The sequence below is a fragment of the uncultured Cloacibacillus sp. genome (assembly GCF_963926575.1).
Classification (GTDB): Bacteria; Synergistota; Synergistia; order Synergistales; family Synergistaceae; genus Caccocola; species Caccocola faecigallinarum.
This window is the reverse complement of record NZ_CAWUXW010000001.1, coordinates 475,201-498,427: the sequence shown is the minus strand read 5'-3', so window position 1 is coordinate 498,427 and position 23,227 is coordinate 475,201. Positions and strand designations below refer to the sequence as shown.

Sequence of the window (23,227 nt, the reverse complement as noted above, 5' to 3'; positions counted from 1 at the left end):
GACGCGGCTTCATGACGAAGCTCATCCGCATAAATCCGCGCGACAACGTAGCCGTCGCGCTGCACCCCGTCGCCGCGGGCGAAACCCTGCTCGTCGGCGGCGGGGCCGTCACCGCGGCGGAAGAGATTCCGCAGGGGCATAAAATAGCCCTCGCCGCGATAGCTGAAGGGCAGCCCGTAGTAAAATACGGCTTCCCGATAGGCCACGCGACGGCGGACATAGCCGCGGGCGCGTGGGTACACACGCACAACATGCGCACGAACCTCTCGGGCGAGGAAGAATACAGCTACGAGCCTGCGGTTCCCGCCGTCGAGCGCGTCGAGCCCGAGACCTTCATGGGCTTCCGCCGCAGGGACGGACGCGTCGCCGTGCGCAACGAAATATGGATAATCCCGACCGTCGGCTGCGTCAACGACGTGGCGAAGAAGCTCGCCGCCGACAGCCAGGACCTCGTTGCGGGCAGCGTCGAAGGACTCTACGCCTTCACGCATCCCTACGGATGCAGCCAGACCGGGGCAGACCACGCGCAGACGCGCAAGCTGCTCGCGGCTCTCGCGCGCCATCCCAACGCGGGCGCTGTGCTCGTGCTCAGCCTCGGCTGCGAAAATTTGCAGCACGACCAGTTCGTCGCGGAGCTCGGCGACTACGACCCGGAGCGGATAAAATTCCTCACCTGCCAGGACGTCGAGGACGAATTCGCCGCGGGGCGCGCGCTGCTTGAAGAGTGCGCCGCGTACGCCTCGCAGTTCAAGCGCGAGCCCGTCCCAGTCAGCGGCCTCGTCATAGGCATGAAGTGCGGCGGCTCCGACGGCCTCTCCGGCGTCACGGCGAACCCGACCGTCGGCGTCTTCAGCGACATGGTCATTGCGCGCGGCGGCAGCACCGTGCTCACCGAAGTGCCCGAGATGTTCGGCGCTGAAGGAATGCTGCTCAGCCGCTGCGTCAGCCGCGAGGTCTTCGACAAGGCCGCGAATATGCTCAACAGCTTCAAGGACTACTTCATCAGCCACCACGAGACCGTCTACGAAAACCCGTCGCCCGGCAACAAAAAAGGCGGCATCACGACGCTCGAGGACAAGTCCTGCGGCTGCGTCCAGAAGGGCGGCAGCGCGCCGATAGCCGACGTTATAGGCTACGGCGACGCGGTCACTGCGCACGGCCTCAACATGCTCTACGGCCCGGGCAACGACCTCGTCTCCGCGACGGCGATGACCGCCGCGGGCGCGCACATAATCCTCTTCACGACGGGACGCGGCACGCCCTTCGGAGCGCCCGCGCCGACCATCAAAATTGCGAGCAACAGCCAGCTCGCCGCGAAAAAATCGGGCTGGATAGACTTCGACGCCGGCCCTGTCGCCGACGGCGAGCCGATAACGGAAGCCGCGAAGCGCCTCTTCGGCCTCGTCCTCCGCGTAGCGGGCGGCGAACAGACGAAAAGCGAACAGATGGGCTTCCGCGAAATCGCCATCTTCAAAGACGGCGTAACGCTCTAGCGCATCCACCCTCCCAATAAACGCGCCCCCGCGGGAAACGCTCCGAAGCGCCCGCGGGGGCGCGCATTTTTTTGTAAAATCGCCGCGCGCTCTTGACATGGAGCCGCCTCCAGATTTTAGGATTTTCGCAAAAGCAGTATTCTAAGGAGGAATTTACATGCAGGCGAAAATTTTGATTGTCATGGCGGCGGCGCTTCTCGCGGCGCTTATGTGCGCGGGCGCGTGCTTCGCGGAGGAGGCCCCGCGGTGGGCGAAGGAGATAGGGACGAGGAACCGCGCGGCGGCTGCGGAGGCGAAGTTCAATGAGCTCTTCAAGGGCGGCGACGGCGATTTCTACAAAAACGGCGGCGAGCTTGGCAAAATGGCGACGAACTTCATCTACGGCGACATCTACCGGCGCGGCGTGCTGACCGACAAACAGCGCGCGCTCATCACGCTCTCCGTGCTGACGGTGAACCAGACGCTCGACGAGCTCAAGGCGCAGGTCAAGGCCGCCGTCAACGCGGGGCTGACCGCCGAGGAGATTCAAGAGGCGATTTACCAGTGCGCGCCCTACATAGGCTTCTCGAAGGCGCTCGCGGCGGCGGACAAGATGAACGAGGCGCTCCGCGAAAAGAAGGCCGCGCTGCCGAAGAGCGTCGCGACGGTGACGGAGGCCGACCGCGGCGAAAAGGGTTCCCTCACGCAGAAATCCATCTTCCCCGCGGGGCTCGACGGAATGTACCAAAGCTCGCCGGAGAACCGCAAGCACGTAGCCGAATACCTCGCATCGATGTGCTTCGGCGACTTCTACACGCGCGGCGCGCTCGACATAAAGACGCGCGAAATCCTGACGCTCTGCATAATCTCCGCGCAGGGCGGCTGCGAAAGCCAGGTCAAGAGCCACGTGCAGGCGAACCTCAACGTAGGCAACGACGAGACGACGATGATAGAGGCGATAACCCAGTGCCTCCCCTACATGGGCTTCCCGCGGACGCTCAACGCGCTCGGCTGCGTAGCAGAGGTCGCCGGGCAGCAGAAATAACGGCGCGGCGCTTGACTTCGAGTGCGCTTCAAGCATTACCATAGCGGCACAGATTTCACGAAAAAATCCTAAAGGAGGGCGTTGCATGAAAAAATTCATCAAACGGCTGCTCGGCCTCACGGCGGCGGCTGCGGTCGCGCTCGCGGGAGGCGCGGCCTTCGGCGCGGAGGCGGACGTTCCCGTCGTCTACTTCACGAAGGACATCAGCCCCGCGGGACTGCTCAAAATCTACGACAAAATCAGCGCGGACATCACTGGCAAGGTCGCGGTAAAGCTCCACACCGGCGAGCCGAACGGGCCGAACCTGCTGCCCCTGCCGATGGCGAAGGCGCTCGTCGAGCACATCCCGAACAGCAATATAGTCGAGACCAACGTCTACTACTCAAGCCCGCGCCAGACCACCGAGGGACACCGCGAGACGCTCAAGACCAACGGCTTCGACTTCTGCAAGGTCGATATAATGGACGAGTTCGGCACCGTCATGCTCCCCGTCAAGGGCGGCAAGCACTTCACCGAAATGTCGATGGGGCGTAGCATCACGGACTACGACTCGATGGTCGTCTACACGCACTTCAAGGGCCACACGATGGGCGGCTACGGCGGCTCGCTCAAGAACATCGGCATCGGCTGCGCGGACGGCAAGGTCGGCAAGCGGATGATCCACGCGAAGGACGGCAGCCAGTGGGGGCGCACGCAGGACGAATTCATGGAAGCGATGACGGAATCCGCTAAGGCCGTCGTCGACCACTTCGGCAAGCGCATCACCTTCATCAACGTCATGAAGAACATGTCCGTCGACTGCGACTGTGCGGGCTCGAGCGCCGCGGCTCCGGCCCTCGCCGACATCGGCATCCTCGGCTCGACGAGCCTGCTCGCCGTCGACCAGGCGACGATAGACATGATATACGCGCTGCCCGAGAACAAGGACGGCGGCCTGCGCGAACGCATAGAAAGCCGCCACGGCCTGCGCCAGCTCTCCTACATGAAGGAGCTCGGCATGGGAACGGGCGAATACAAGCTCGTCTCGCTCGACTAGCGAAACAACGCAAAACAGCCGGACGCGCGAGCGCCCGGCATATTTTTACAGCGCGCGCCGAAATCACCCGCCGCGCGAAAAATTCAAGGAGGAAGATTTTCTATGAAAAACGTAATTTTAGCTCTGCTCTGCGCCGCCGCGCTCGCGCTGCCGTTCGCGGGAACGGCGCTCGCCGAAGAAAAAGCCCCGCGCGTCAACATGGCAGAGATAGTGCTCAAGCCCGAGTGCCGCGAAGCGTTCCTCGCCGCCGTGCGCGAGGAGATGCGCGAGTCTCTGCGCGTCGAGCCCGGCGTCATAGCGCTCTACATGGTCGCCGACGCCGAGGACCCGAACAAGCTCACCTTCTTCGACATGTACACGGACGACGCGGCCTACGACGCCCACTGTGCGACGCCGCACTTCAAAAAATACATAGAGACGACTAAAGATATGGCGGTCTCGAAGAAAGTCATCCGCGTCACGCCGCTCGAGCTCTGCGACCGACTCGGCGCGCAGCCCGCAAAATAACGGAACGGTAGGAGATTTTACAAAATGCCCGCGATTACGGTAGAAGCCGCAAAGCTCACGAAAGAACAGAAAACGCAGCTCATCGCCGAGCTGACCGAAAGCGCGTCGAAAATACTGAGGCTGCCGAAGGATATAATCTTCGTCTTCCTCAAGGAGAACGACCCCGACAACATAGGCGCCAGCGGCCTGCCGCTCTCGGCGCACAAAAAAACAGCCCGCGCAGTAAAAAACACGCGCGCGCCGCAGCACACGACAGGCCGGAGAGCGAAGCCCCCGGCCTTAAATTTTGCCAACGCGCGAGATATAGGTTGCAATAGAAATGCGCTGCGCGGCGCTCAAACGCAGCGCCTAGGCGACGGCGTTCTGCCCATGACGCCTCGCCGCCGTCGTGCGCAAGGCCGACTTGCAGCACCGCACGAAATTCGCCGCGCTGAATAATCAACGGGATGGACGCGAAGTAAATGAGCTGCGTCAGCCGCGCGCTTTTTTGACGTATACGCCGCGGCCCTCAAACTCCAGCAGCCCTCTGTCCCTCAGCAGCTGAAGCTGCTGGCGTATCTTAGCGCGGACGTTGTTGTTGCCGGTGTGCCTGACCTGAAGCTCCGCTTCAAATCCATATATTTCGCTAAGAGTGAAGCGTTCGTCCGGTATTTTGTTGACGCAGGTCAGCACGTCCATGAGCCAGCCGCGAACGCCGAGGTTGCCCGTATACAGCTTTTCCGCAAGCTTGACGCGCCGCTCGACATCCAATCTCGCCGCGGGGATGCGTCCGCTGACCAGCGCTATACGCCCCTGCGCGGGGATTTCGTCGAACAGGATATTGCAGCCGATCCAGCCTTTGCGCTTTGCGTGTTCCGAAAGCGGCTTACGCCTTTCAATGATCTCCGGCACGAAGAAATGCTTCGGGATAAACCACAGATCTTTCACACAGAGCTCCGCCGCGTCGTAGCTCATCACCAGCCAGTCTGGATTGTCATTGCTCATTACACGTTCGATACATTTATCGTATGAGCCGCCGACGATTTTACGTCCGACTTTACCGCGCTTGCTTTTCAGTTCGTACTGACTGCCACACGGAGGACATGAAAAATCGCCGAGCGGCGTATTCTGCGGGAGATGCGCGAGCCTGGAGCCCCAGCAGCGCGGACAGGCGATATTTTCCGTCACCCACGCCTCGGTCATTACACGGATCTTCTGCGATACGCTTTTATATTGCGCCGCCAAGCTTCGGTCAAAATAACAATTCATATTCCCGCTACACACCTTCGCGTCTCCGCCGTCACGCCCCGCAGCCGCAGCCGGGGCCGCGCTTCGACGAGACGAGGCGCACTAGCTGCGATACGAGCGCGGGGAGGACGAAGGTGTCTTTGTAGACGAGGTAGCGGCGGCGCCATTCGGGGCTGAATTTTTCCTTGTACTGGCGCAGGCCTTTGAAGTTGTAGAAATGTTCGCCGTGCTCGTAGATGAAGCCGCCGAGCCGCTCGAATAGCGAGTTGTCGGGGTCGAGGTTCGAGAGCGGGGCCATGCCGAGGCGGAACCAACGGAAGCCGCGCGCCTTGCCCCAGAGCATGACTTCGAGGAAGAGCCACGTCATTATGTCGCGCGGCGCGTCTTTGCCGTAGCGCATGAGGTCGACCGAGAGTTCGGAGCCGTCGCCGCCAAGCCAGAGGTTGCAGAAGGCGAATATCGCGCCTTCCTTCTCCGCCACGGCGACGGGGAAGTTGCGCATGTAGCCCTCGTCGAAGAATCCGAGAGAAAATCCCTTTTCGCCGCCGTGGACGCTTTCGAGCCACTCGCGCGATATTTCCGCAAGGCGCGGCATAACCGCGTCGAGCTCCGCGCCCTCTACGACACGGAAGGAAATTCCGTCCGCGGCGGCGCGCTTCCTTATCGGGCGCAGCTTGCGCCACTTCGGCCCTTCGAGCTCTCCGGTCATCTCGGAGAGGTCGACGCGCGCCTCGTCGCCGACCGGCGAAATTTTGAGCCCGGCCTCGCCGTAGACCGGCAGCCAGTCGCCGCCCGCCTCGTAGAAGGCCGCGCTCGCGCCGCGCAGGTCCGCCGCCTCGCAGAAGTCCCATATCAGCGCCGGGACGCTCTCCCTGTCGCCTATCGGGTCGCCCATCGAGATCCAGAAGGAGCCGGAGACGGCGTACATGACGGCGGCCCTGCCGTCGGCGGACATGAAGAAGCGCTTGTCGCCGAGCAGGGCGAGCGCCGCCTCGCTGTCGCCCGACGCGGCGACGAGCTCGCGTATCTTCTCCGGCGTGGGGCAGTCCATGCGCAGCTTCGCGGGGCGCAGCCAGAGCACGAGGAAGGCCGCCAGCAGCGTGAAGGATGCGCCCGCCGCTGCGCGCAGGAAGCGCGGCGCGCCCTCGGTGAAGGTAAATATCCACCACATATCGCCGCGGAACTCAACGGTGCGGTACGAGAAGAAGCCCCACCAGAGCGCGGCGCAGGCCGCGGCCAGAATCGCGGCGCTCCACGCGGGGCCTGGGTTCGAGAAGAACGAAAGGCGGTAAAACTCGCGGCGCGAGAAGAAAAGCGCGGCGAGCAGCAGAAGCAGGAAGGCCGTCCGTATCGGGCGGAAGGGCCCTATCATCGTTATGAGCAGCGAAAGCGCGAGAACGGCGACCGCGGCACGCCACGCCGACTTAAGCCTGCGCGCGACGCCCCACGCGAGGAAGAGCAGCAGCGTCCCCGCAAGGCTGCGCATGAAATGCGACGCTTCGAGCAGAGGCAGCGGGAATGCCGCGAGCTTCGCCGCGCCGTCGGGCGGCAGGGCGACGCCCGTGGAGACGAGCAGCCAGACGCCCGCGACGAAGGTGCAGAGCGCCGCCGCGTCCGGCAGGAAGAAGCTTATCCGTCCGAGCGCTCCGGCGAAGCGCCCGTTCAGCTCCGTCAGGAGAAGGAGCGCCGTCGCAAGCGCAAGCGGCACGATGTAGTATAAAAAGCGATAGAGCAACAGGGCGCTCACGATATGCGCGTGACCGCAGAAGGGCGACATCAGCAGCATGAAGGTCACGTCGAATGCGCCGAGGCCGCCAGGGATCTGGCTCAGCGAGCCGAGCAGCGCCGAGAGCGCGTAGGCCGAGAAGAGCGCGAAAAACGGCGCGCCCTCCGCGTGCAGCGCGAAGCCGAGCACAAGCGAGGCCGTTGCTATATCTAGAAAGCCGAGCAGACATTTCGCCGCGACGCCGCGCGGCGACGGAAGGGCGAGCCTCTGCCCCTCTATCCACGGAATCGAGCCGTGGAACGAAAAGGTGAACGCCGCGGCGGGAACGGCGAGGCAGAGCGCCGCGAGCAGCCAGCGCGCGGAGCCGAGCCAAGCCGCGCGCGCGAAAACAGCGTCAGGCGCGATTATGAACGCAAGCGCGCCCGCAGTCACCGGACCGAGGACGAAGGCCGCCTGCGTCGAGGCTATGACGCGCCCGATGCGCACCGGGTCGAACCCCAGCGCAGAATAAAGCCGCCAGCGCACCGCGCCGCCGGAAATCGCGGACGCGCCGAGGTTGAAGCCGACGGCGTTCGCGATGAACGAAACGGGGGCCGTCCTGCGCCACGGCAGCCCGCCGCCGCCCTCCGCGACAGCGAGCGCCTCGTTCGCCGCGAGCACCGCGTAATTCAGCGCGACCGCGAGAAGCGCAAGCGCCGCGTCCTCCGCCCCGGTCTCCGCAAAAGCCGCGCGCAGCTCCGACAGCCGCACGCCCGCGAGCTCCCTGTGTATCGCGTAAACGGCGAGCAGAAACACCGCCGCGCCGGCAAAAGGCAGAAGCTTTTTCGCAATCCTGACCGCTCTCTCCATCCGCGCCGCCCCGCTTTCGTTATGCTTTTTCTGATAAATTATATCGCGCGATACGAAACGGCGGCGAGCCGTAAAATTGCGCGCCGCCGTTTCGTTCTGCGTATTTTCTCTGAAAAATCCCGCCCCGCCCGCAGGTTTATCGGGCCGTTTAGTTTCTTCGCCTGCGAACGGCCCTCGGCCTTAATCCGCCGTGTCCGGCGCTTCGCCGTTTCCCGACGCGCCACCCGTCCTCCACACAGGAGCGCCATGCGAAGAATCCAGGCGGCATTTCGCACAACCCGCCCACGGATTCGTCGCGCTTCCAGACGGAGTAAAGCGAGACGAGCCGCGCGTCCGCCGTCTCGTGCAAACCGCCGCAGAGGAACTGCCACATGCCGTCGTCCTCGTCGTGCGAGACGTAGGTTACAGGCGCGCCCTCCTCCAAAACATGACGGCAGACAATAGCCGCCGTGTCCGGCGCGTCGGCGAATGGAAATACTTTTTCGTCCGCTTCATTCATTTTCGGAATTCTCCTTCACCGCACCCAGAGATAGAAAATCGTCTCCGTCCCCTCTACCGCTTCGCCGTGCGCGTCGAAGCACTGCGTCGTCACTGTGTAGAGGCTTTTGCCTTCGCGCTTCGGCAGGCGCAGCGTGCTGCGGAATTCGTATAGCGAGGGCGAGGCGGCGTCTGGCGCGGCGTTGTCGTAGAAGCGTTCGAGGCCGACGGGAAATTCGTCGATTATCACCTCGCCGCGGCTGATTTCCTCGGCGCACAGGCGCAGCGTTTTTATTCTGTTGTTAATCGTATATGTGCCGTCGTCGTTCGGCTCGACCTCGGAGAGCATCGGCTGGATGGGCGTCACGACGCCGTAGAGCGTCACGGCCTCGCCGGGGCGGAAGGCGACGGAGTTGTAGACGTTCCAGTCTACGCGGCCCGCGTTTTCGCGAGGGAAGTATTTTTCGGGCCGCTCGCCGATTTCCGCGCGCGAGAAGCGCAGCCTCTCGCCCTCCGCGAGACGCACCAGCTCCCCTTCGCGGCGCGCCTCGCCCTCGCGTCCCTCGTATGCCAGCGACGGCTCGCCGATGTCGTAGACGTAGAAGAGCACCTCGTCGCTGCGGAACATCCGCCCGTCGAAGGCGATGCGCCCGAGCTCCACGCTCTGCGAGGCGCTGCTCTCCGAGATGTTGTAAATCACGGCGTGGACGAAGCCGGAGGAATATTCCAGTGCGTCGTTCGCGCGCCAGCGGACAGGTATCTCGCACGGCGCGGGCAGCCCCGCGTTCCAGTAGCCCGGGAACGGGTCGAGATACATGCGCCAGCCGCGCTCGCGCGCGAGCGCCGAGGCCTTGGCGAAATGCTCCGGCGGCGAGAAGCGCGCCAGAATTTTGTCCGGCACGGAGCCGAGCATAACGTCCTTGTAAACCTCTGCGACGACGCACCCCTCGTGCAGCGCGAGGGCCGTTACGCGGAAGTAGTTCCATTCGAGGTCCGTGTCGTAAATTTTAGAATAATCGCCGCCGCATTCCTTCGTCGCGCCGCCCTGCACGAGCGCCGCGTAACGCTCCTCCGTCACCGCCGCCTTGACGCGCGGGTCGCGGAACGACGCGGGCGCTTCGGCGCGGAAGACGAGCTCCGGCGGCGGCGACGCCGCAAGCTCCTCGCGCGCGAGCTTCACCCACGGCGCGATCCCCGCGCAGTCGAAGAGTATGTCGCGCGGCTCCGTCACGCCGCTTTTGCCGACGCGGCTTTCGACGACGCGCACCGGCCTGCGTATGCCGTCGCGCATCTCGCCCGCGTCCGCGACCTCGACGCGGATGTCGAGCGGCATTTCCGCCGCGGGCACGCCCTCGCGGTCTATGTGCCCCGCGACGTAGAAGTCGCGCCCGGACTCGAGCACCGTCTCAGTCACGGACGGAATATCTATCGTAAGGCGGACGGCCTCCGCTCCGCGCGGAAGCGCGAAGCCCGCGAGAAAAAGCAGAAACGCCGCCGCGGCGGTAAATTTACGAGCGCGCTTCATGCGACGCGCCTCCTTTCGAAAGGTACTGACACGCCATTATTATAGCGGAGAGCGCGCGGCGGCGCGCGTGCGGCGCAAAATTAGGGGCTCTCGCGCTTTTGCTGCTTCACGCTATAATTTAAGACGGCAAGAAAATTCTGCGCGAATACCGCGCGAGGGGGAAAAATTTCCGATGATAGAGGATTTCACATATTACACGCCGACCAAGGTAGTGTTCGGACGCGGAGCTGAAAATAAGACCGGGGAACTCGTCGCCGGACTCGGCTGCAAAAAGACGCTGCTCCACTACGGCGGCGGCAGCGCCGAACGCACCGGGCTGCTCGGCAGGATACGCGAGTCGCTGCGCGAGGCTGGCGTCAGCTTCGTCGAGCTCGGCGGCGTCGTGCCGAACCCGCGCCTTTCGCTCGTCAACGAAGGGATAGAGCTCTGCCGCCGCGAGGGCGTCGACTTCATCCTCGCCGTCGGCGGAGGCAGCGTTATAGACTCGGCGAAGGCGATAGCATACGGCGCCGCAGACGAAGAGCGCGGCGACGTGTGGGACTTCTATGCGCGCATCCGCGTGCCGCGCGCCTGCCTGCCCGTAGGCTCCGTCCTTACCATAGCCGCGGCCGGCAGCGAAATGAGCTGCTCCTCCGTAATAACCGACGAAGCGACCGAAACGAAGCGCGGCTACGGCAACGACCTCTGCCGCCCGAAATTCGCCGTCATGAACCCCGAGCTGACGATGACCCTGCCCGCGTACCAGACGGCCTGCGGCTGCGTGGACATCCTCATGCACACGATGGAGCGCTGGTTCGGCGGCGGCGGACGCATGGAGCTCACCGACGGCATAGCCGCGGCGCTGATGCGCACCGTTATCAGGAACGCGAAAATACTTGTGTCCGAGCCGGAAAACTACGACGCGCGCGCCGAAGTGATGTGGGCGGGCAGCCTCTCGCACAACGGACTAACGGGCTGCGGCACCGACGGCGGAGACTGGGCGACGCACCAGCTTGAGCACGAAATAGGCGCGATATTCGACGTCGCGCACGGCGCGGGGCTCGCCGCGGTATGGGGAAGCTGGGCGCGCTACGTCTATAAAGAGAACCCCGCGCGCTTCGCGCAGTTTGCGACGGAAGTCATGGGCCTGCAGCCCGCCGCGACGGACGAAGAGACGGCGCTCGCAGGCATCGCCGCGATGGAAGAGTTCTACCGCGATCTGAAAATGCCCGTCACGATACGCGAGCTCGGCATAGAGCCCACCGGCGCGCAGCTCAAAGAAATGGCGGAAAAATGCGCCGCAAAATTTGAAGGCGGCGTAGGCACGATGAAAAAGCTCTCCGCCGAGGATATGGAGAAGATATTTAGGGCGGCGATGTAGAAAAAACGGCGGATGTTTCTGCCTTTTAGGTAAAAAGAAGGACGAGCGGGCGCTTTGCTCCGCTCGTCCTGTATTTTGCCTGCCTGCGGCGGCCTGACATTTGCGCGCGCGGCTACGCGTTTTGTATGTAATCCAGATAATCGCCGCCCGCGTAGATTACCCTGCCGCCTCTTATGACGAAGCCGGTCGGCGCGCCCCAGTCGCCTTCGCCTTCGACCGCGTAGGCGGTTTCGTCGTCTTTTCCTGCCATGTCCACGTATATCGCGTTGAACCAGCAGTAGTTTAAAATACCGCGCGGGCCGTCGAGCGCGGGCAGCTCGAAACCTTCCTCCTCGACCTCTTCGCGCGCGGCGGCGGCGAGCTTTTCACAAATCTCGTCTATCGTCGGTTCCGGCAGGCCGTTGAATGCCTCGACGCATTTTTCGGCGCATTCCTTCAACTCCTGCCCCGCCCCGTAAATACTAAATTCGCCGCCGTTCTCGTCGTTGCGGAAAAATTTGCTCTCGAAAAATCCTTCGCAGCCGTTTTCGTCCTCGATTGACCAACGAATCATGAATTATTCCTCCCCGAGATTTTATCCTGCAAAACGTTTGCGAGCGCCGTGCCGAATCTAACACGCCGCCGCAGAATTGACAACGTCCGCGTGATGCCCGTCGCGCCGCGGCTTTGTCCCAACAGTCTGCTCGATGCGGCGTTAAGCGTTTTTTGTCGCCGGACCTTTTCGTATTGCTTGGGCGGCATATCGACAGAGCTTCCTTAATCTACATCCTCTGCGTAAACGGATCCGTTATCACAATGATGTTGTCGAAATCCGGCGGCGTGTGCTCTCCGGCGAAGGCGGAGGGGCAGGCTTTGCGCGCTATGTTCGCGCTCGCGTTTAGGTCGGCGTGGATATATGTTCCGTCCGCTGTTCTGTATTTGTCCTGCGTCACTCGTTTGCCGGAGAAAACGGCCTCTATGATGCCGCTGTTCGCCGACGGTATCGCGTCGCCGTCCGGGAACGATGCGAGCGACGTGTACGCCTCGTCCACAGCAACGAACTGGATGCCCGAGGCAGCGGCTTTTCTGCGTATTTTATCAATCAGTACGGCGGAGATGAAATTATAGACGCTCGCGTAAAAGCTCGCGTTGCTCTTCGTGTCGATTCGCACCAGTTGTCTGCGCAGCGCGGCGGTCCCGCAGAAAATCGTGCCCGTTTCCACGCGCGCGCACCAGTCGATTATGATTTTCGCCGCCATGTCGAGAGTGCGGTGGATTTCGCGAGTGTTCAGGAGCGCGGCGGCCTTGCCCCTTTCCACCGCGATTATGTGCGGCTTTACGCGGGGCAGTCCGCGCATTTGTTTTATCTCGTTCCGCAGCCGCGAGAGTTCGCCGCTCAGCATTTCCTTTTTGAGCAGGAAGCACGGTTCACCGACGTTGTTCGTAATCGCGGCTAAATTATCCGTTCCAGTGTCGATTGCGCAGACGCGCAGCGCGTTCGGGAGCGAGTCGTCCCATTCGACGCGAAGCGCGGAACCTGCCGCGTTCTGTCCAGCCGCGGCGGAGCGGCAGTCCGCGACAGGGGGCTCATAGGAGGGCGCGCCGTCGTTTTTTGCCGCCGGAGGGGGAATCTCTTCCTCAAAGGCGAGAATAAGCTCAAAGCCGCCGCCTTTCGGAGTTATCGTCACCTGCGCCAGCTGCCCCGGCACGTCTGCGCCGCTGATATCGAAGCGCCGTTTTCGTTTCGCAAGCGGCAGGCCTATGCGCCGCGCCTCTTCGCCGTTTCTTCGTTTCCATGCGTGATATGCGCATTCGTCTCTGTGTATGGTGACGGAGCAGCGGCCTCCGCGCTTTGACTCTTTGGGCGGCTGCGGCTTGATTTGAGGCTTTTTCTTGCTTTTCTCGTAAGCCTCTAGCGCTTTGCGGTAGCTGCGTACCGCCGCGGCGGCGTTCTTCACTGTGTACCGCGCCGAGCTGCGCGGCAGGAACGGGAAAACATATTCCTCACAGCCTATGGCGGCCAAAAAGTCGTTCATGAAGACAGAGTCGAGGAATACCGCCGGGCTGACGACGAACCACGGCTCGCTTCTGATAATTGGGAGGACTGCCATGAGCTCGTTCCACACGCGCCGTTCCGCGGCGGTCATTACGCTCTCACGCTTTCCGCACATAGCCGCGCCGTGCGTGATTCGGGACAGCGCCGCGTTCCACAGCGCGCCCGCGGCCTTCGTCAGCCTGTCGCAGTATTTATATAGCTTATGGCCTTCGTTGATTTCTATCCTGACGCTCTGCGCCATCGCTTCCGCCGCTCCTGTGTGTCTGCGTTAGTATACTTTAAGTATATTGTCAAAGCTTGATAAAGACAAGTACGTCAAAAGGTTTTCGCTTTCACCTTACTTTTCCTTTTTATTATGCCTGCGCACAACCGCAAATTTTCTGAAATCATTGCTAAATGCGCCGTTTGTGACTATCATAATCATGTGGCCGGACGTTTTCGGCCGGAAGGGAGAGTGGCCAGATGACGTGATTTGCCGGTATCGGCTCGTGTAACGGGTCTGTCGTCTGCCGCGGCGCGCTCTCGCATATTTTCCCCCTTTATTTGTAAGCGAAGGACGAATCGCCGGTTTCTGCGTACGTCCGCGCGCTTGGAGGCGCGAAGTTGCCGCCGCTGCCGTATTGTGCGCGGCAGTCCCGCCCGTGCGTTTCGTCCGTTGTTTTCGATTTTATATTCCGAACATAATTGGAGGTAAAAGCAAATGGATCGTCTGCTTATGTCAAAGAACGGCCCGGCGGTTGCGGGGCTGGTTTTGGGCGTAATAGCCGCCTTTCTCGTAAAATTCGGCAACCCCGGCAACATGGGTTTCTGCGTCGCCTGCTTCACGCGCGACATCGCGGGGGCCTTCGGGCTGCACCGCGCCGCGATTGTCCAGTATCTGCGCCCCGAAATCGCGGGCTTCATCCTCGGGGCCTTCGGTTCGGCGCTCGCCTTCTCCGAGTACAGGCCGCGCGGCGGCTCGTCGCCGATGGTGCGCTTCGCGCTCGGCTTCTTCGCTATGATCGGCGCGCTCGTCTTCCTCGGCTGCCCGTGGCGCGCCTATCTGCGTCTCGCGGGCGGCGACTGGAACGCAATCGCCGGCATCGCCGGGCTCATCGCCGGCATCGGCATCGGCGTTTGGTTTCTCTACGGCGGCTTCAGCCTCGGCCCGTCGCGCCCGACGCCGAAGGCAGCGGGGCTCGTCATGCCGCTCTTCGCCGCCGCGATACTGATTCTGCTCTTCGTCCGTCCGCTGCTCGGACCGAAGGGCACGGGGCCGATATTCTTCTCAGAGAGCGGCCCCGGCGCGGCCCACGCTCCGATACTTATCTCGCTCGCCGCTGGGCTCATCGTCGGCTGGCTCGCGCAGCGCACGCGCTTCTGCACCATCGGCGCGGTGCGCGACCTTATCATGATAAGGGACTGCCATCTCTTCAAGGGTATCGCGGCCTTCATCGTCGCGGCCTTTGTGACGAACTTCGCGCTCGGACAGTTCAAGCCGGGATTTGAGGGTCAGCCGGTCGCCCACACGATGCAGCTGTGGAACTTCCTCGGCATGGCGCTCTCCGGCCTCGCCTTTACGCTTGCGGGAGGCTGCCCCGGGCGTATGCTGATTATGTCCGGCGAGGGCGACTCTGACGCGGGCAGCTTCGTGATGGGAATGCTGGTCGGCGCGGCCTTCGCGCATAACTTCTCGCTCGCGAGCTCCGCGACGGGAATCGGCGCTTTCGGCATACCAGCGACGATAACGGGGCTCGTCTTCTGCCTCGCCGTCGGCTTCGCTTTCAAACACAGAATGAACTAGGAGGCGTGTAATCATGGATAAAATCACAGTGGACGCGCGCGGCCTCTCCTGCCCGCAGCCCGTCATCGAAACGAAAAGGGTGCTCGACAAGCACAGCTCCGGCGTCGTCGAAATCCTTGTGGACACCGTCACCTCGCGCGAGAACGTCATGCGCTTCGCGCAGAACGCCGGCTGGAAGACGGAATGGAAGGAGCAGGACGGCGGCTACGCCGTCACCGCGACGAAGTAACGCGCGCGCGTTTTACGCACGGGAACGCCGCACGGCAGTCATTCAGTACGCATAACGGAACGGCGGGCTCATTGCGGGCCCGCCGTTTTTTCTTTCGTCTGCAAGTATTGTCTATCGAGACGACAAAAGTTCCCGCATTTTGTTGAAAATCTCGGGCGTGTAATATTCGCTTGGCATTAGTTTATCATAGGCCCCCCACGCGCCGCTCAGATGTTTAATTGCGACGACCATTCTGCCCTTCTCGTCGTAAGTCCATGCGCTACGCCGCTCTTTGGACCCCCACAGCGTTTTCGCATCCATTATGTTTATTCCTCTGTCCCTTTCGAGTGTGCAGAACATCTTGGTCGTTTTCCAGCCGACCAGAAAGACGACCTTCGCGTTGCTGCTGTAGAATATTTCTCTTGAAAAATTATCCTCCCAGCAATCTTTCCATAAGTCTTTTGGAATGTCGCCCTCTTTTGCGGATTTGAATGGAACCATCTCCATACTGAGGATATGGCTGAATATCTCCCGCCGTGCCGATTCGTCCGCCATTTTCTCGTCAAGTTCTATGCCGAGGATATTTGCGGCTATTTTCATCATCACATTCCAGTATTTGACGCCTCTTATGCGGCACGGACCGACGCCGCCGTCGCCATTTTTTATAAACTCATAAACGCCGGGAAGGCGCGACTGTGTGTATGGGTTTTCCTGAAAACGCCTGATGAAGAACTGTCTTACATCTTCGCGCGATAAATAATCGGCCTGCGCGGCGTCTGTGACAGGCGCGTAAGAGAATCTCATCTCTCCTGACGCTTTGTCTCTGCCTATATAGCGTGGGAATTTCTCAAAAACGTTAATGCCGGGGTTGGAGGAGAGGAACAGTATATCGGCTTTCTCCAAGTCTCCATTCCACGGCTCGGGCACCTGATACCCCTGTTCCGCCGGCTTCAGCGATTCCATCGCCCGGCCCTTTTTCTTCCCCGGCTGCAAATACTTATTATATTGGCTGGCGGCCATCTTGCTCAAATTGTCGTCTTCATTGCATTCCCCGCCGTTTTCGATAAGGCCGTCCCAGATTTTATAAATTTTTTCGTCGAACAATATCTTGTCCATGTATTCCAGCGCACACTCCAACATTGTTGACTATGCCTCCTTGTGTACCGAAAATTCCAGCTGCTTAGATTAGATTATACAGCATACAGCGACGCGGCGTAACGTCGTCAGACGCGGTAGACACAAAACGCCGCGCCGGCGCAAATTGCGCGGCGCGGCGTATGTATTATGGCTGCGTCGTCTTGTTCTGCCTATCCGCAGCGTCTTTCCGCGAAGAGCTTCGCTATGATGCCGTCGACTAAGCCGACCTGCGGGACTATGAGGTTCGGCGCGCCGCAGAGCTTGCTGATGGTGAGGAAGATTTTCAGCGCGGGGATGATTACGTCGGCGCGGTAGGGGTTGAGCTTGAAGTTCTTGATGCGCTCCTCGAAGGTCATTTTTTTGAGCATGTCGTAGAGCATTTTGAGCTCGATGTAGCTGACGGGCTCGCCCTCGCGTTTGTTGAGGAGCTTCTGCGCTTTGTTGATGTTGCCGCCGGAGGCTATTATGCGCTGTATCGAGTATTTGCCGCCGATTTCGCGCAGCGCGGCTTTGAAGTCGTCTTTTTCTTCGCTCGAGACGGCCTTGTTGAGCAGGCGGACTGTGCCGAGCGGGAAGGAGTAGGACTCCGCGACGCGTCCCTCGGCGTAGACCACGACCTCGGTGCTGCCGCCGCCGACGTCGACGTGAAGCGAGTTCTTTTCTCCGCCGCCGCCCGCCGAGGCTATGAAGGGCTGCGCCGCGGCGTAGATTATTTCGGCCTCTTTTTCGCCGGAGATTATTTCCACGTCGATGTTGCTTTTTTCTTTTATCTCGGCGAGCACCTCGGGGCCGTTTTTCGCGTCGCGCATTGCGCTGGTCGCGCAGGCGCGGTAGTCGCGCACGCCGAAGGCTTTCATGAGGTGGTCGAAGGACTGCATCGCCTCGCAGAGCCGCGCGCGGCGCTCTTCGCTTATCGTGCCGCTCGTGAAGGCGTCCTCGCCGAGGCGCACTGGGACGCGCAGGAAGGCGACCTTGCGGCATTTTTTGTCGGAGTCTTCTTCGATGTTGCTTATCAGGAACCTCACGGCGTTGCTTCCGATGTCTATCGCCGCGATGGTGTTCATGTTCTTCATTGCTGTTCGCTCTCTTCCTCCGCCGCTTTTTTGTAGAATTCGTGGAGCGCGAGCTGCGAGCGGCATTTTTCGCTTCCGCCGTTCCCCGCGGAATATCGGTTCTCGCCGAAGACGGCCATGTCGCGCGCCTTGACGTTGTCGTTCCACTGGAGCTCGAAGACTCTGCGGAGCTGCTCGCGTATCGCCTCGTCGTAGACGGGCGTGCCTACCTCTATGCGGCGGCTGAGGTTTCTCGTCATCCAGTCCGCGCTCATTATGAATATTTTCTCGCGGCCTCCGTTGCAGAATATCGCCATGCGCGCGTGCTCTAGGTAGATGTCGATGATGCTTATCACGCGGATGTTCTCGCTCTGTCCAGGCACTCCGGGCTGGAGGCAGCAGGCCCCGCGCACGATGAGGCTTATCTTCACGCCGGCGCGGCTCGCCTTGTAGAGCAAGTTTATCATATCCTCGTCGGTGAGGCTGTTGAATTTCGCCTTTATATAGGCTTCTTTGCCTTTTTTAGCGTTCTTTATTTCATCTTCTACGAGTTTTTCAAAGGTCGAGCGCATGTTGTAAGGGGCGACGAGCAGCTCGCGGCATTCGAGCGGCCTGTGCGCCGATATGAAGTCGAACACCGCGCGCGCGTCAGCGACTATCTCATGGCGGCAGGTAAGCAGGCCGAAGTCGGAGTATATCTTCGCCGTCGATTCGTTGAAATTGCCCGTGCCGACGTAGGCGTAGCCGCGCGTGCCTCCGCGTTCGCGCCGCTCGACGAGTATCAGCTTGCAGTGGATCTTTAGCCCCGCGACGCCGTCGATGACGCGCACGCCCGCGCGCTGGAGTATGTCCGCGTATTCTATGTTCTGCCCTTCGTCGAAACGCGCGAGCAGCTCCATGACGACGGTGACGTTCTTGCCGTTCTTCGCCGCGCCGATGAGCGCGTTGATGACCTTCGAGTGCTCCGCCGTCCTGTACAGCGTGATGAAGATGCTCTCGACCTTCGGGTCTATCGCGGCTTCGCGCAGGAAGTCTATGACGTGGTTGAAGGTGTGGTACGGGAAATGCAGCATGATGTCGCGGCGCGCGACGACCTCGAGGATGCTCGCGAAGGGCTTGATGAGCGGATGGCGCAGCTGCGCCGGCAGCTTCTCCTCGAGCTGCGGCGCGACGCGCGGGAACTTCATCAGGTCGCGCTTCAGGTGGTAGCGGCGGCCCGGGTCGAGCGAGGGGCCGTGGCCCTTCTTCACCGTGAGCTTGCTGACGATGAGCTGGAGTAGGTCCGCGGGCATGTCCTTGTCGTAGATTATGCGCACGGGGTCGCCGAAGTTGCGGTTCTCGATGCCCTCCTCCATCTTCTCCATCAGGCTCTTCGAGATGTCGTCGTCCATGTCTATCTGCGCGTCGCGCACCACGCGCAGCGTATGCGCGCTGATATCGTCGTACTTGAACATGAAGAAAATCTCGCGCAGGCAGAAGCGTATTATATCGTCGAGATAAATTATGTCGCGGCGGCCCGGCGCGGAGGGCGGCAGCTCGACGAAGCGCGGGCAGGCGCTGCTGACGGGAATCTGCACTATCGCGTAGCGCGTGCTCTGCGCCGACTCGCCGGTCATTTTTACGCCGAGATAGATTGCGCCGTCGCTGAGGAAGGGCATCTTCATCGTCTTGCGCACGAGGAAGGGCACTATGCGCTCGCTGACCACCGACGCGTAATAGTCGATGCAGAACCTCGCCTGCTCCTCCGTCAGCTGCGTCTCCTTCACGACGTTTATGCCGATTTCCGCCATTTCCTTGAGAATCGCGTCGTAGGCCGCGTCGAACTTCTCCTGCGACTCCGCCATGCGCGCGTAAAGCTGCGGCAGGACCTCCACCGCCTCGCGGCGCTTGGCCTGCTGCGACGGCTTCAGCCCGCGGAGCTGGCTCAGCCGTATCAGCTTCGCGACGCGCACCTTTATAAACTCGTCCTGATTGTTCGAAAAAATACCGAGGAAGCGCAGCCTCTGCATCAGCGGCACGCTCCTGTCCTGCGCCTCCTGAAGCACCCGGTCGTTGAAAACAAGCCAGCTCAGCTCTCTGTTGTTCATAATCATCTCGTCGTCCCCCGTCGCTAGGTTCGTCAAAATTATCATATTCCGACTACATACTACCGCGAAAACGCGGAAGCGCGGCGCTTTTCGCCGAAATCCAACGTTACAGTTTTGTAAAGAAAAAGCGCGGCGTGCCCGACGGGCGCCGCGCGCGACGTATTCTGCGGGATATTACTGAGCTGCGGAACTTTACACCAAATCAGTAGGAACGTAAGATTTTATTCCAAATCAACATAAACAAAAAATTGTTTAAGTTCATATATATCGAAAATTAAATGTTAAAATCTCCTAAAACGAAACCGCCGCCCTCCGGCGTCCCGGAGAGCGGCGATCCCGTTATGAGCGCTAAACGCAACATAAGCGTTTCAACTCACGCGCCCTGGAGGGCGCGACGGAAGCAAATTTCAGCTACATTTCTATCCTGTAGCCGAGCTGCACGGCCCACGGCTGCTCGCGTTTCTCGCCGCAGCCGTATTCGAAATCGAAGAAGAGAGACTGACCGTGCTTCGCCCTGTACTGGAGCCCCAGGCCGTAGCTTCCCCACGTGCCTGAGAGGTCTGAGACGAAAAGACGCCTGTCGAGCCAGATATCCGTCTTTTCGTCAAATTCGTGCTGAATCGAGGCCTTGACGTAGCCGCGGAACTTCGAGCCGTCGTCGTTGATAATCTCGCGTCCGAGCACGAGGCCGCCGCGCAGGCGCACCGAATCCGTGTCGCCCATATCGACGTCGAAATTGCACTGCTAAACTAATCCTGTACACGAAGGGGGTAAAAGTGAGACAAGATATAATTGTTCTCGGTACATGACAATCATATCTTGAGTCATAAGCATAGTGCTTATATGTACAGGAGGCCTGCCATGCGGTACACGAAGGAAGAACGTCTTGAGATAGGACGAAAGGTTTATGAAGGTACAATGAGCCGTTATGAGGCTGCGGAAGCCTACGGCATCAGCGACGACACTGCAAGGGACTACATGCGCATGTATCGTGATTCCAACAGTCTGCCGCCTAAATCCTCGGGGAATAACACAGGCTGCTATGTTTACAAGCCTTCCGAAAGCCGACCGGACATCTCAGATTATGAGTCTATGACTAAAAAAGAACTCATTATCGAGCTGATAAAATCAAAAGTGGCTGAAGCAAGATTAAAAAAAGGCTACGAGGTGAAAGGAGATGGTCGAACAAAGGAATATATTCTTTTAGACAGCTCGAATACCAAGTAATCCTCGAACTCTCCGAATATTTTCCGGTAATCCTCCTATGCCGCGTAACCGGAATCCCCAGAAGCAGCTTCTATAACTGGAAGCGCAGCATTTTTGAACCATCCAAGAGGGCGAGAGACTTTGCCGGAAACATAATGCTCTTTATGGAATACCATAAGAAGTACCCATCGCACGGATACAGATGGCTCAACGCGAAGATAAGGCTTGATACCGGGATAGTCCATTCCGATCCGTACGCCTATAAATGCTGCAGGGCTGCCGGTATAAAAAGCAGGACGAAACACTACCGCTATAAAAAACCAGGCAATCCGTACAGGCTGTTTCCGAACCTGCTTCTCGCCGGCCTTCCCGCATACGCGCCGATGCAGTACATAGCGAGCGACATGACGGCGTTCTGCTTCAAAGGGACGTATTACGAACTCACGCTGTACATGGACCTGTGGAACAACGAAATAGTGAGCCATGCGTTGTCTTCAAGACGCGGAGACAGGATGACATACATAAACGGTTTAGAAGGACTGATAAAAACCAGAGAAAAAGAAACGGAATGGCAGACGATACTGCATTCAGACCAGGGCGCGGTATATGCGTCCAAGAAATACAACGACATACTTCGCCTTCACCACATAGGACATTCAATGTCCAGAGCTGGTACGCCGACGGACAACGCTGCGATGGAAGCGATAAACGGCTGGCTGAAATCGGAACTGTTTACAGACTTTCACGTAACTGGCAAAGAAAGCATAGAACGGGAGATAGAAGAATACATAAAATTCTTCAACGAAGAGCGTCCCGCCTATGCGCTGGGATATATGACGCCGAAACAGTATAGGGAGGCGTATAGCGGAAACGGTAATTCTAAGAGGAAGAAGTGAAGTAAAGAGATATACCCCTATTGTACAGGATTAGAAAAGTCTAATGTCCAATTTTTGTTGACTAGTGCACTGCCATTGGCGAATAACTCCTTTCATTGTGCTTAAAATAACATACAAAAGATTAGTTTATAGATGAGCCTTAATTCTGTATAGATGACATACTGTAATCTTTTATTTGATGAGTACAGACAATTCTGTTTGCGTCAACGCTGCGGCGGCGCTTTTCATCAGCGTAAAATCGCGCATTTTTGCATAAATTATTTTCTTGAATTTTCCCAGGCAAAGAAAAATTTTCCGTCTTTATGCAACGATGCAAGATGTTTTTTCGGCGTTTTTATTGTTGTCTTGCATAACAAGCGGCTACGCGCTTTTGCCTCCGCGTTCGGAGGCTATCGAGAGGAGCACCGCGCCCGCGATTACGGCGCAGCCGGCGAGCTCGTGGAGCGGCGGCACTTCGCCGATGATGAGCGGCGTCAGCGCGGCTGCGAAGACTATCTCCATCGTGCATATCATGCTCGCGAGCGAGGCGGAGATGCGGCGGAGCGCGGAGAAGAGCAGGCCGTAGCCCACGAGCGCGGCGAACGTCGCGGGGTACTGCATGTAGAGGAATATACGCGGCGTCATGTTCGCGAGGTCGGGCCAGCCTTCCGCGCATGTGCGTATCGCGGCGAGCATGAGCGCGCCCAGGAGGTGCGAGTAGAAGAGCTGTTTCAGCGGCTCGGATTGCCCGGAGATTCTGCGCGAGAGCAGCGCGTTGCCCGAGAGCCCCGCGACGGAGAGCATCGACCACGCGACGCCCGCGAGCGAGATCGAGCGCAGGTCCACGCCGCCCGCGGCAAATCCGACGTAGAGGCCCGCGAGGACGAGGAAGCCCGAGAGCACCTGGAGCGGCGCGGGACGCTCGCCGTTTATCAGCGCGCTTCCCGCCATCGTCACGATGGGGAATGTGTAGTTGAGCATCAGCACCTGCGGCACGGAGAGGTAGACGCAGGACATCATGTAGCCGGTCGCGTTGAAGAGCACCGTGAAGACGCCGAGCGCCGCGTACTGCGCGAGCTCCGCGCGCGTGCAGCGGAAGAACGACGAGCCGCGGCGCGCGAGCATGAAGAGGCCGACGACGGAGGCGGCGAAGAAGCCGCGGTAGCAGACGACGGTGAGCTGGCTGACGCCGCCCGCGGCGATGAGCTTCGCAAACGAGCCCGTGCCGCCCCACGCGAGCGCCGTGCCGAGCGCCATGAGGACGCCGCGCGCGGTCTGTCCGTTCATCATTCTTTGCTGCGCCCCGTCAGCACGAAGCGCGCGAAGCCCTCGAAGCTGTAATCCTGGTCGCGCGACATATCTGGCTGAATTTTACGGAAGAAGCAGACTGGTATCTCGCGCTTCGCAACGCAGGCGGCGACGCATGGCGCGCAGCCCTTTGTGTGGTTCGACGGATGGTTCGGACAGGCCGTGTCCACGCAGGTGCAGAAGGGCGAGCTCCATGATTTTTTCGTTTCAGCGTCGATTTCGGACATTTTCATCACTCCATGCCTTCCGGCTCTGTTTGAGGTAATTTTCCCAGAGTTTTCGATTTTGCGAAATATCGGATAGAATCTTTTT

The 23,227-nt window shown here is 60.0% G+C and carries 22 protein-coding genes; 10 read left to right on the top strand and 12 right to left on the bottom strand.

From position 1 onward, the window contains the following. The first annotated feature begins 11 nt into the window (after nt 1–11). The 5 genes from ABGT66_RS02265 to dmpI all read left to right on the top strand — a co-directional run bounded on the left by ABGT66_RS02265 (nt 12) and on the right by dmpI (nt 4,498). Nucleotides 12–1,493: an altronate dehydratase family protein gene (locus tag ABGT66_RS02265; RefSeq protein WP_346688557.1), complete on the top strand. Its 1,482-nt coding sequence runs from the start codon at nt 12–14 to the stop codon at nt 1,491–1,493. Nucleotides 1,494–1,650: 157 nt separating this feature from the next. Beyond that, nucleotides 1,651–2,517, top strand: a complete 867-nt coding sequence (locus ABGT66_RS02260) for a carboxymuconolactone decarboxylase family protein (RefSeq protein WP_346688556.1) — start codon at nt 1,651–1,653, stop codon at nt 2,515–2,517. A gap of 85 nt (nt 2,518–2,602) precedes the next feature. Then, nucleotides 2,603–3,553: a DUF362 domain-containing protein gene (locus ABGT66_RS02255; protein WP_346688554.1), complete on the top strand. Its 951-nt coding sequence runs from the start codon at nt 2,603–2,605 to the stop codon at nt 3,551–3,553. 102 nt (nt 3,554–3,655) lie between these two features. After that, nucleotides 3,656–4,060, top strand: coding sequence for a putative quinol monooxygenase (locus ABGT66_RS02250; RefSeq protein ID WP_346688553.1), 405 nt, complete (start codon nt 3,656–3,658; stop codon nt 4,058–4,060). A gap of 24 nt (nt 4,061–4,084) precedes the next feature. Next, nucleotides 4,085–4,498, top strand: a complete 414-nt coding sequence (dmpI, locus tag ABGT66_RS02245; protein ID WP_346688551.1) for a 4-oxalocrotonate tautomerase DmpI — start codon at nt 4,085–4,087, stop codon at nt 4,496–4,498. 33 nt (nt 4,499–4,531) lie between these two features. Here dmpI and ABGT66_RS02240 read toward each other — a convergent pair whose 3' ends face one another. The 4 genes from ABGT66_RS02240 to ABGT66_RS02225 all read right to left on the bottom strand — a co-directional run bounded on the left by ABGT66_RS02240 (nt 4,532) and on the right by ABGT66_RS02225 (nt 9,864). Next, entirely contained in the window at nt 4,532–5,308 is a 777-nt protein-coding gene (locus tag ABGT66_RS02240; RefSeq protein WP_346688550.1) for a DpnI domain-containing protein, read from the bottom strand. Between the two features lie 31 nt (nt 5,309–5,339). Continuing rightward, nucleotides 5,340–7,862: a bifunctional lysylphosphatidylglycerol flippase/synthetase MprF gene (gene mprF, locus ABGT66_RS02235; protein WP_346688548.1), complete on the bottom strand. Its 2,523-nt coding sequence runs from the start codon at nt 7,860–7,862 to the stop codon at nt 5,340–5,342. Between the two features lie 148 nt (nt 7,863–8,010). After that, on the bottom strand, nt 8,011–8,361 hold the full coding sequence (locus ABGT66_RS02230; protein ID WP_346688546.1) for a hypothetical protein: 351 nt from the start codon (nt 8,359–8,361) through the stop codon (nt 8,011–8,013). A 15-nt stretch (nt 8,362–8,376) separates the two neighbouring features. After that, nucleotides 8,377–9,864, bottom strand: coding sequence for a hypothetical protein (locus ABGT66_RS02225; protein ID WP_346688545.1), 1,488 nt, complete (start codon nt 9,862–9,864; stop codon nt 8,377–8,379). A 172-nt stretch (nt 9,865–10,036) separates the two neighbouring features. Between ABGT66_RS02225 and ABGT66_RS02220 the strand changes: the two genes are divergently transcribed. Beyond that, nucleotides 10,037–11,224, top strand: coding sequence for an iron-containing alcohol dehydrogenase (locus ABGT66_RS02220; RefSeq protein WP_346688543.1), 1,188 nt, complete (start codon nt 10,037–10,039; stop codon nt 11,222–11,224). Between the two features lie 112 nt (nt 11,225–11,336). Here the strand turns inward: ABGT66_RS02220 and ABGT66_RS02215 are convergent, their stop codons facing one another. Continuing rightward, nucleotides 11,337–11,777, bottom strand: coding sequence for a hypothetical protein (locus tag ABGT66_RS02215; RefSeq protein ID WP_346688541.1), 441 nt, complete (start codon nt 11,775–11,777; stop codon nt 11,337–11,339). A gap of 208 nt (nt 11,778–11,985) precedes the next feature. Further along, nucleotides 11,986–13,500 (bottom strand): transposase, encoded by a 1,515-nt coding sequence (locus ABGT66_RS02210; RefSeq protein WP_346688540.1) that lies wholly within the window; start codon nt 13,498–13,500, stop codon nt 11,986–11,988. 459 nt (nt 13,501–13,959) lie between these two features. On the opposite strand from ABGT66_RS02210, the gene yedE reads away from it, so the two are divergent. Both yedE and ABGT66_RS02200 read left to right on the top strand, forming a co-directional pair. Beyond that, on the top strand, nt 13,960–15,042 hold the full coding sequence (gene yedE / locus ABGT66_RS02205; protein WP_300261709.1) for a YedE family putative selenium transporter: 1,083 nt from the start codon (nt 13,960–13,962) through the stop codon (nt 15,040–15,042). 13 nt (nt 15,043–15,055) lie between these two features. Next, nucleotides 15,056–15,271 (top strand): sulfurtransferase TusA family protein, encoded by a 216-nt coding sequence (locus ABGT66_RS02200; protein ID WP_300261706.1) that lies wholly within the window; start codon nt 15,056–15,058, stop codon nt 15,269–15,271. Between the two features lie 111 nt (nt 15,272–15,382). Here ABGT66_RS02200 and ABGT66_RS02195 read toward each other — a convergent pair whose 3' ends face one another. The 4 genes from ABGT66_RS02195 to ABGT66_RS02180 all read right to left on the bottom strand — a co-directional run bounded on the left by ABGT66_RS02195 (nt 15,383) and on the right by ABGT66_RS02180 (nt 20,249). Continuing rightward, complete coding sequence (locus ABGT66_RS02195) at nt 15,383–16,390, bottom strand: hypothetical protein (RefSeq protein WP_346688538.1); 1,008 nt, start codon at nt 16,388–16,390, stop codon at nt 15,383–15,385. Nucleotides 16,391–16,557: 167 nt separating this feature from the next. Further along, nucleotides 16,558–17,460, bottom strand: a complete 903-nt coding sequence (locus ABGT66_RS02190) for a hypothetical protein (protein WP_346688537.1) — start codon at nt 17,458–17,460, stop codon at nt 16,558–16,560. Beyond that, nucleotides 17,457–19,571, bottom strand: coding sequence for a polyphosphate kinase 1 (gene ppk1 / locus ABGT66_RS02185; RefSeq protein ID WP_346688535.1), 2,115 nt, complete (start codon nt 19,569–19,571; stop codon nt 17,457–17,459). The genes ABGT66_RS02190 and ppk1 overlap by 4 nt, the downstream gene beginning before the upstream one ends. A gap of 366 nt (nt 19,572–19,937) precedes the next feature. After that, nucleotides 19,938–20,249 (bottom strand): autotransporter outer membrane beta-barrel domain-containing protein, encoded by a 312-nt coding sequence (locus ABGT66_RS02180; RefSeq protein WP_346688534.1) that lies wholly within the window; start codon nt 20,247–20,249, stop codon nt 19,938–19,940. A gap of 138 nt (nt 20,250–20,387) precedes the next feature. On the opposite strand from ABGT66_RS02180, the gene ABGT66_RS02175 reads away from it, so the two are divergent. Further along, entirely contained in the window at nt 20,388–20,753 is a 366-nt protein-coding gene (locus ABGT66_RS02175) for a hypothetical protein (protein ID WP_346688532.1), read from the top strand. Continuing rightward, nucleotides 20,720–21,628: an IS3 family transposase gene (locus ABGT66_RS02170; RefSeq protein ID WP_346688659.1), complete on the top strand. Its 909-nt coding sequence runs from the start codon at nt 20,720–20,722 to the stop codon at nt 21,626–21,628. Before ABGT66_RS02175 ends, ABGT66_RS02170 begins: the two co-directional genes overlap by 34 nt. 360 nt (nt 21,629–21,988) lie before the next feature. On the opposite strand, the gene ABGT66_RS02165 is transcribed toward ABGT66_RS02170, so the two are convergent. Both ABGT66_RS02165 and ABGT66_RS02160 read right to left on the bottom strand, forming a co-directional pair. After that, nucleotides 21,989–22,897, bottom strand: a complete 909-nt coding sequence (locus ABGT66_RS02165) for a DMT family transporter (RefSeq protein ID WP_346688531.1) — start codon at nt 22,895–22,897, stop codon at nt 21,989–21,991. After that, entirely contained in the window at nt 22,894–23,142 is a 249-nt protein-coding gene (locus ABGT66_RS02160) for a DUF6485 family protein (protein ID WP_346688529.1), read from the bottom strand. The genes ABGT66_RS02165 and ABGT66_RS02160 overlap by 4 nt, the downstream gene beginning before the upstream one ends. Nucleotides 23,143–23,227 lie beyond the last annotated feature (85 nt).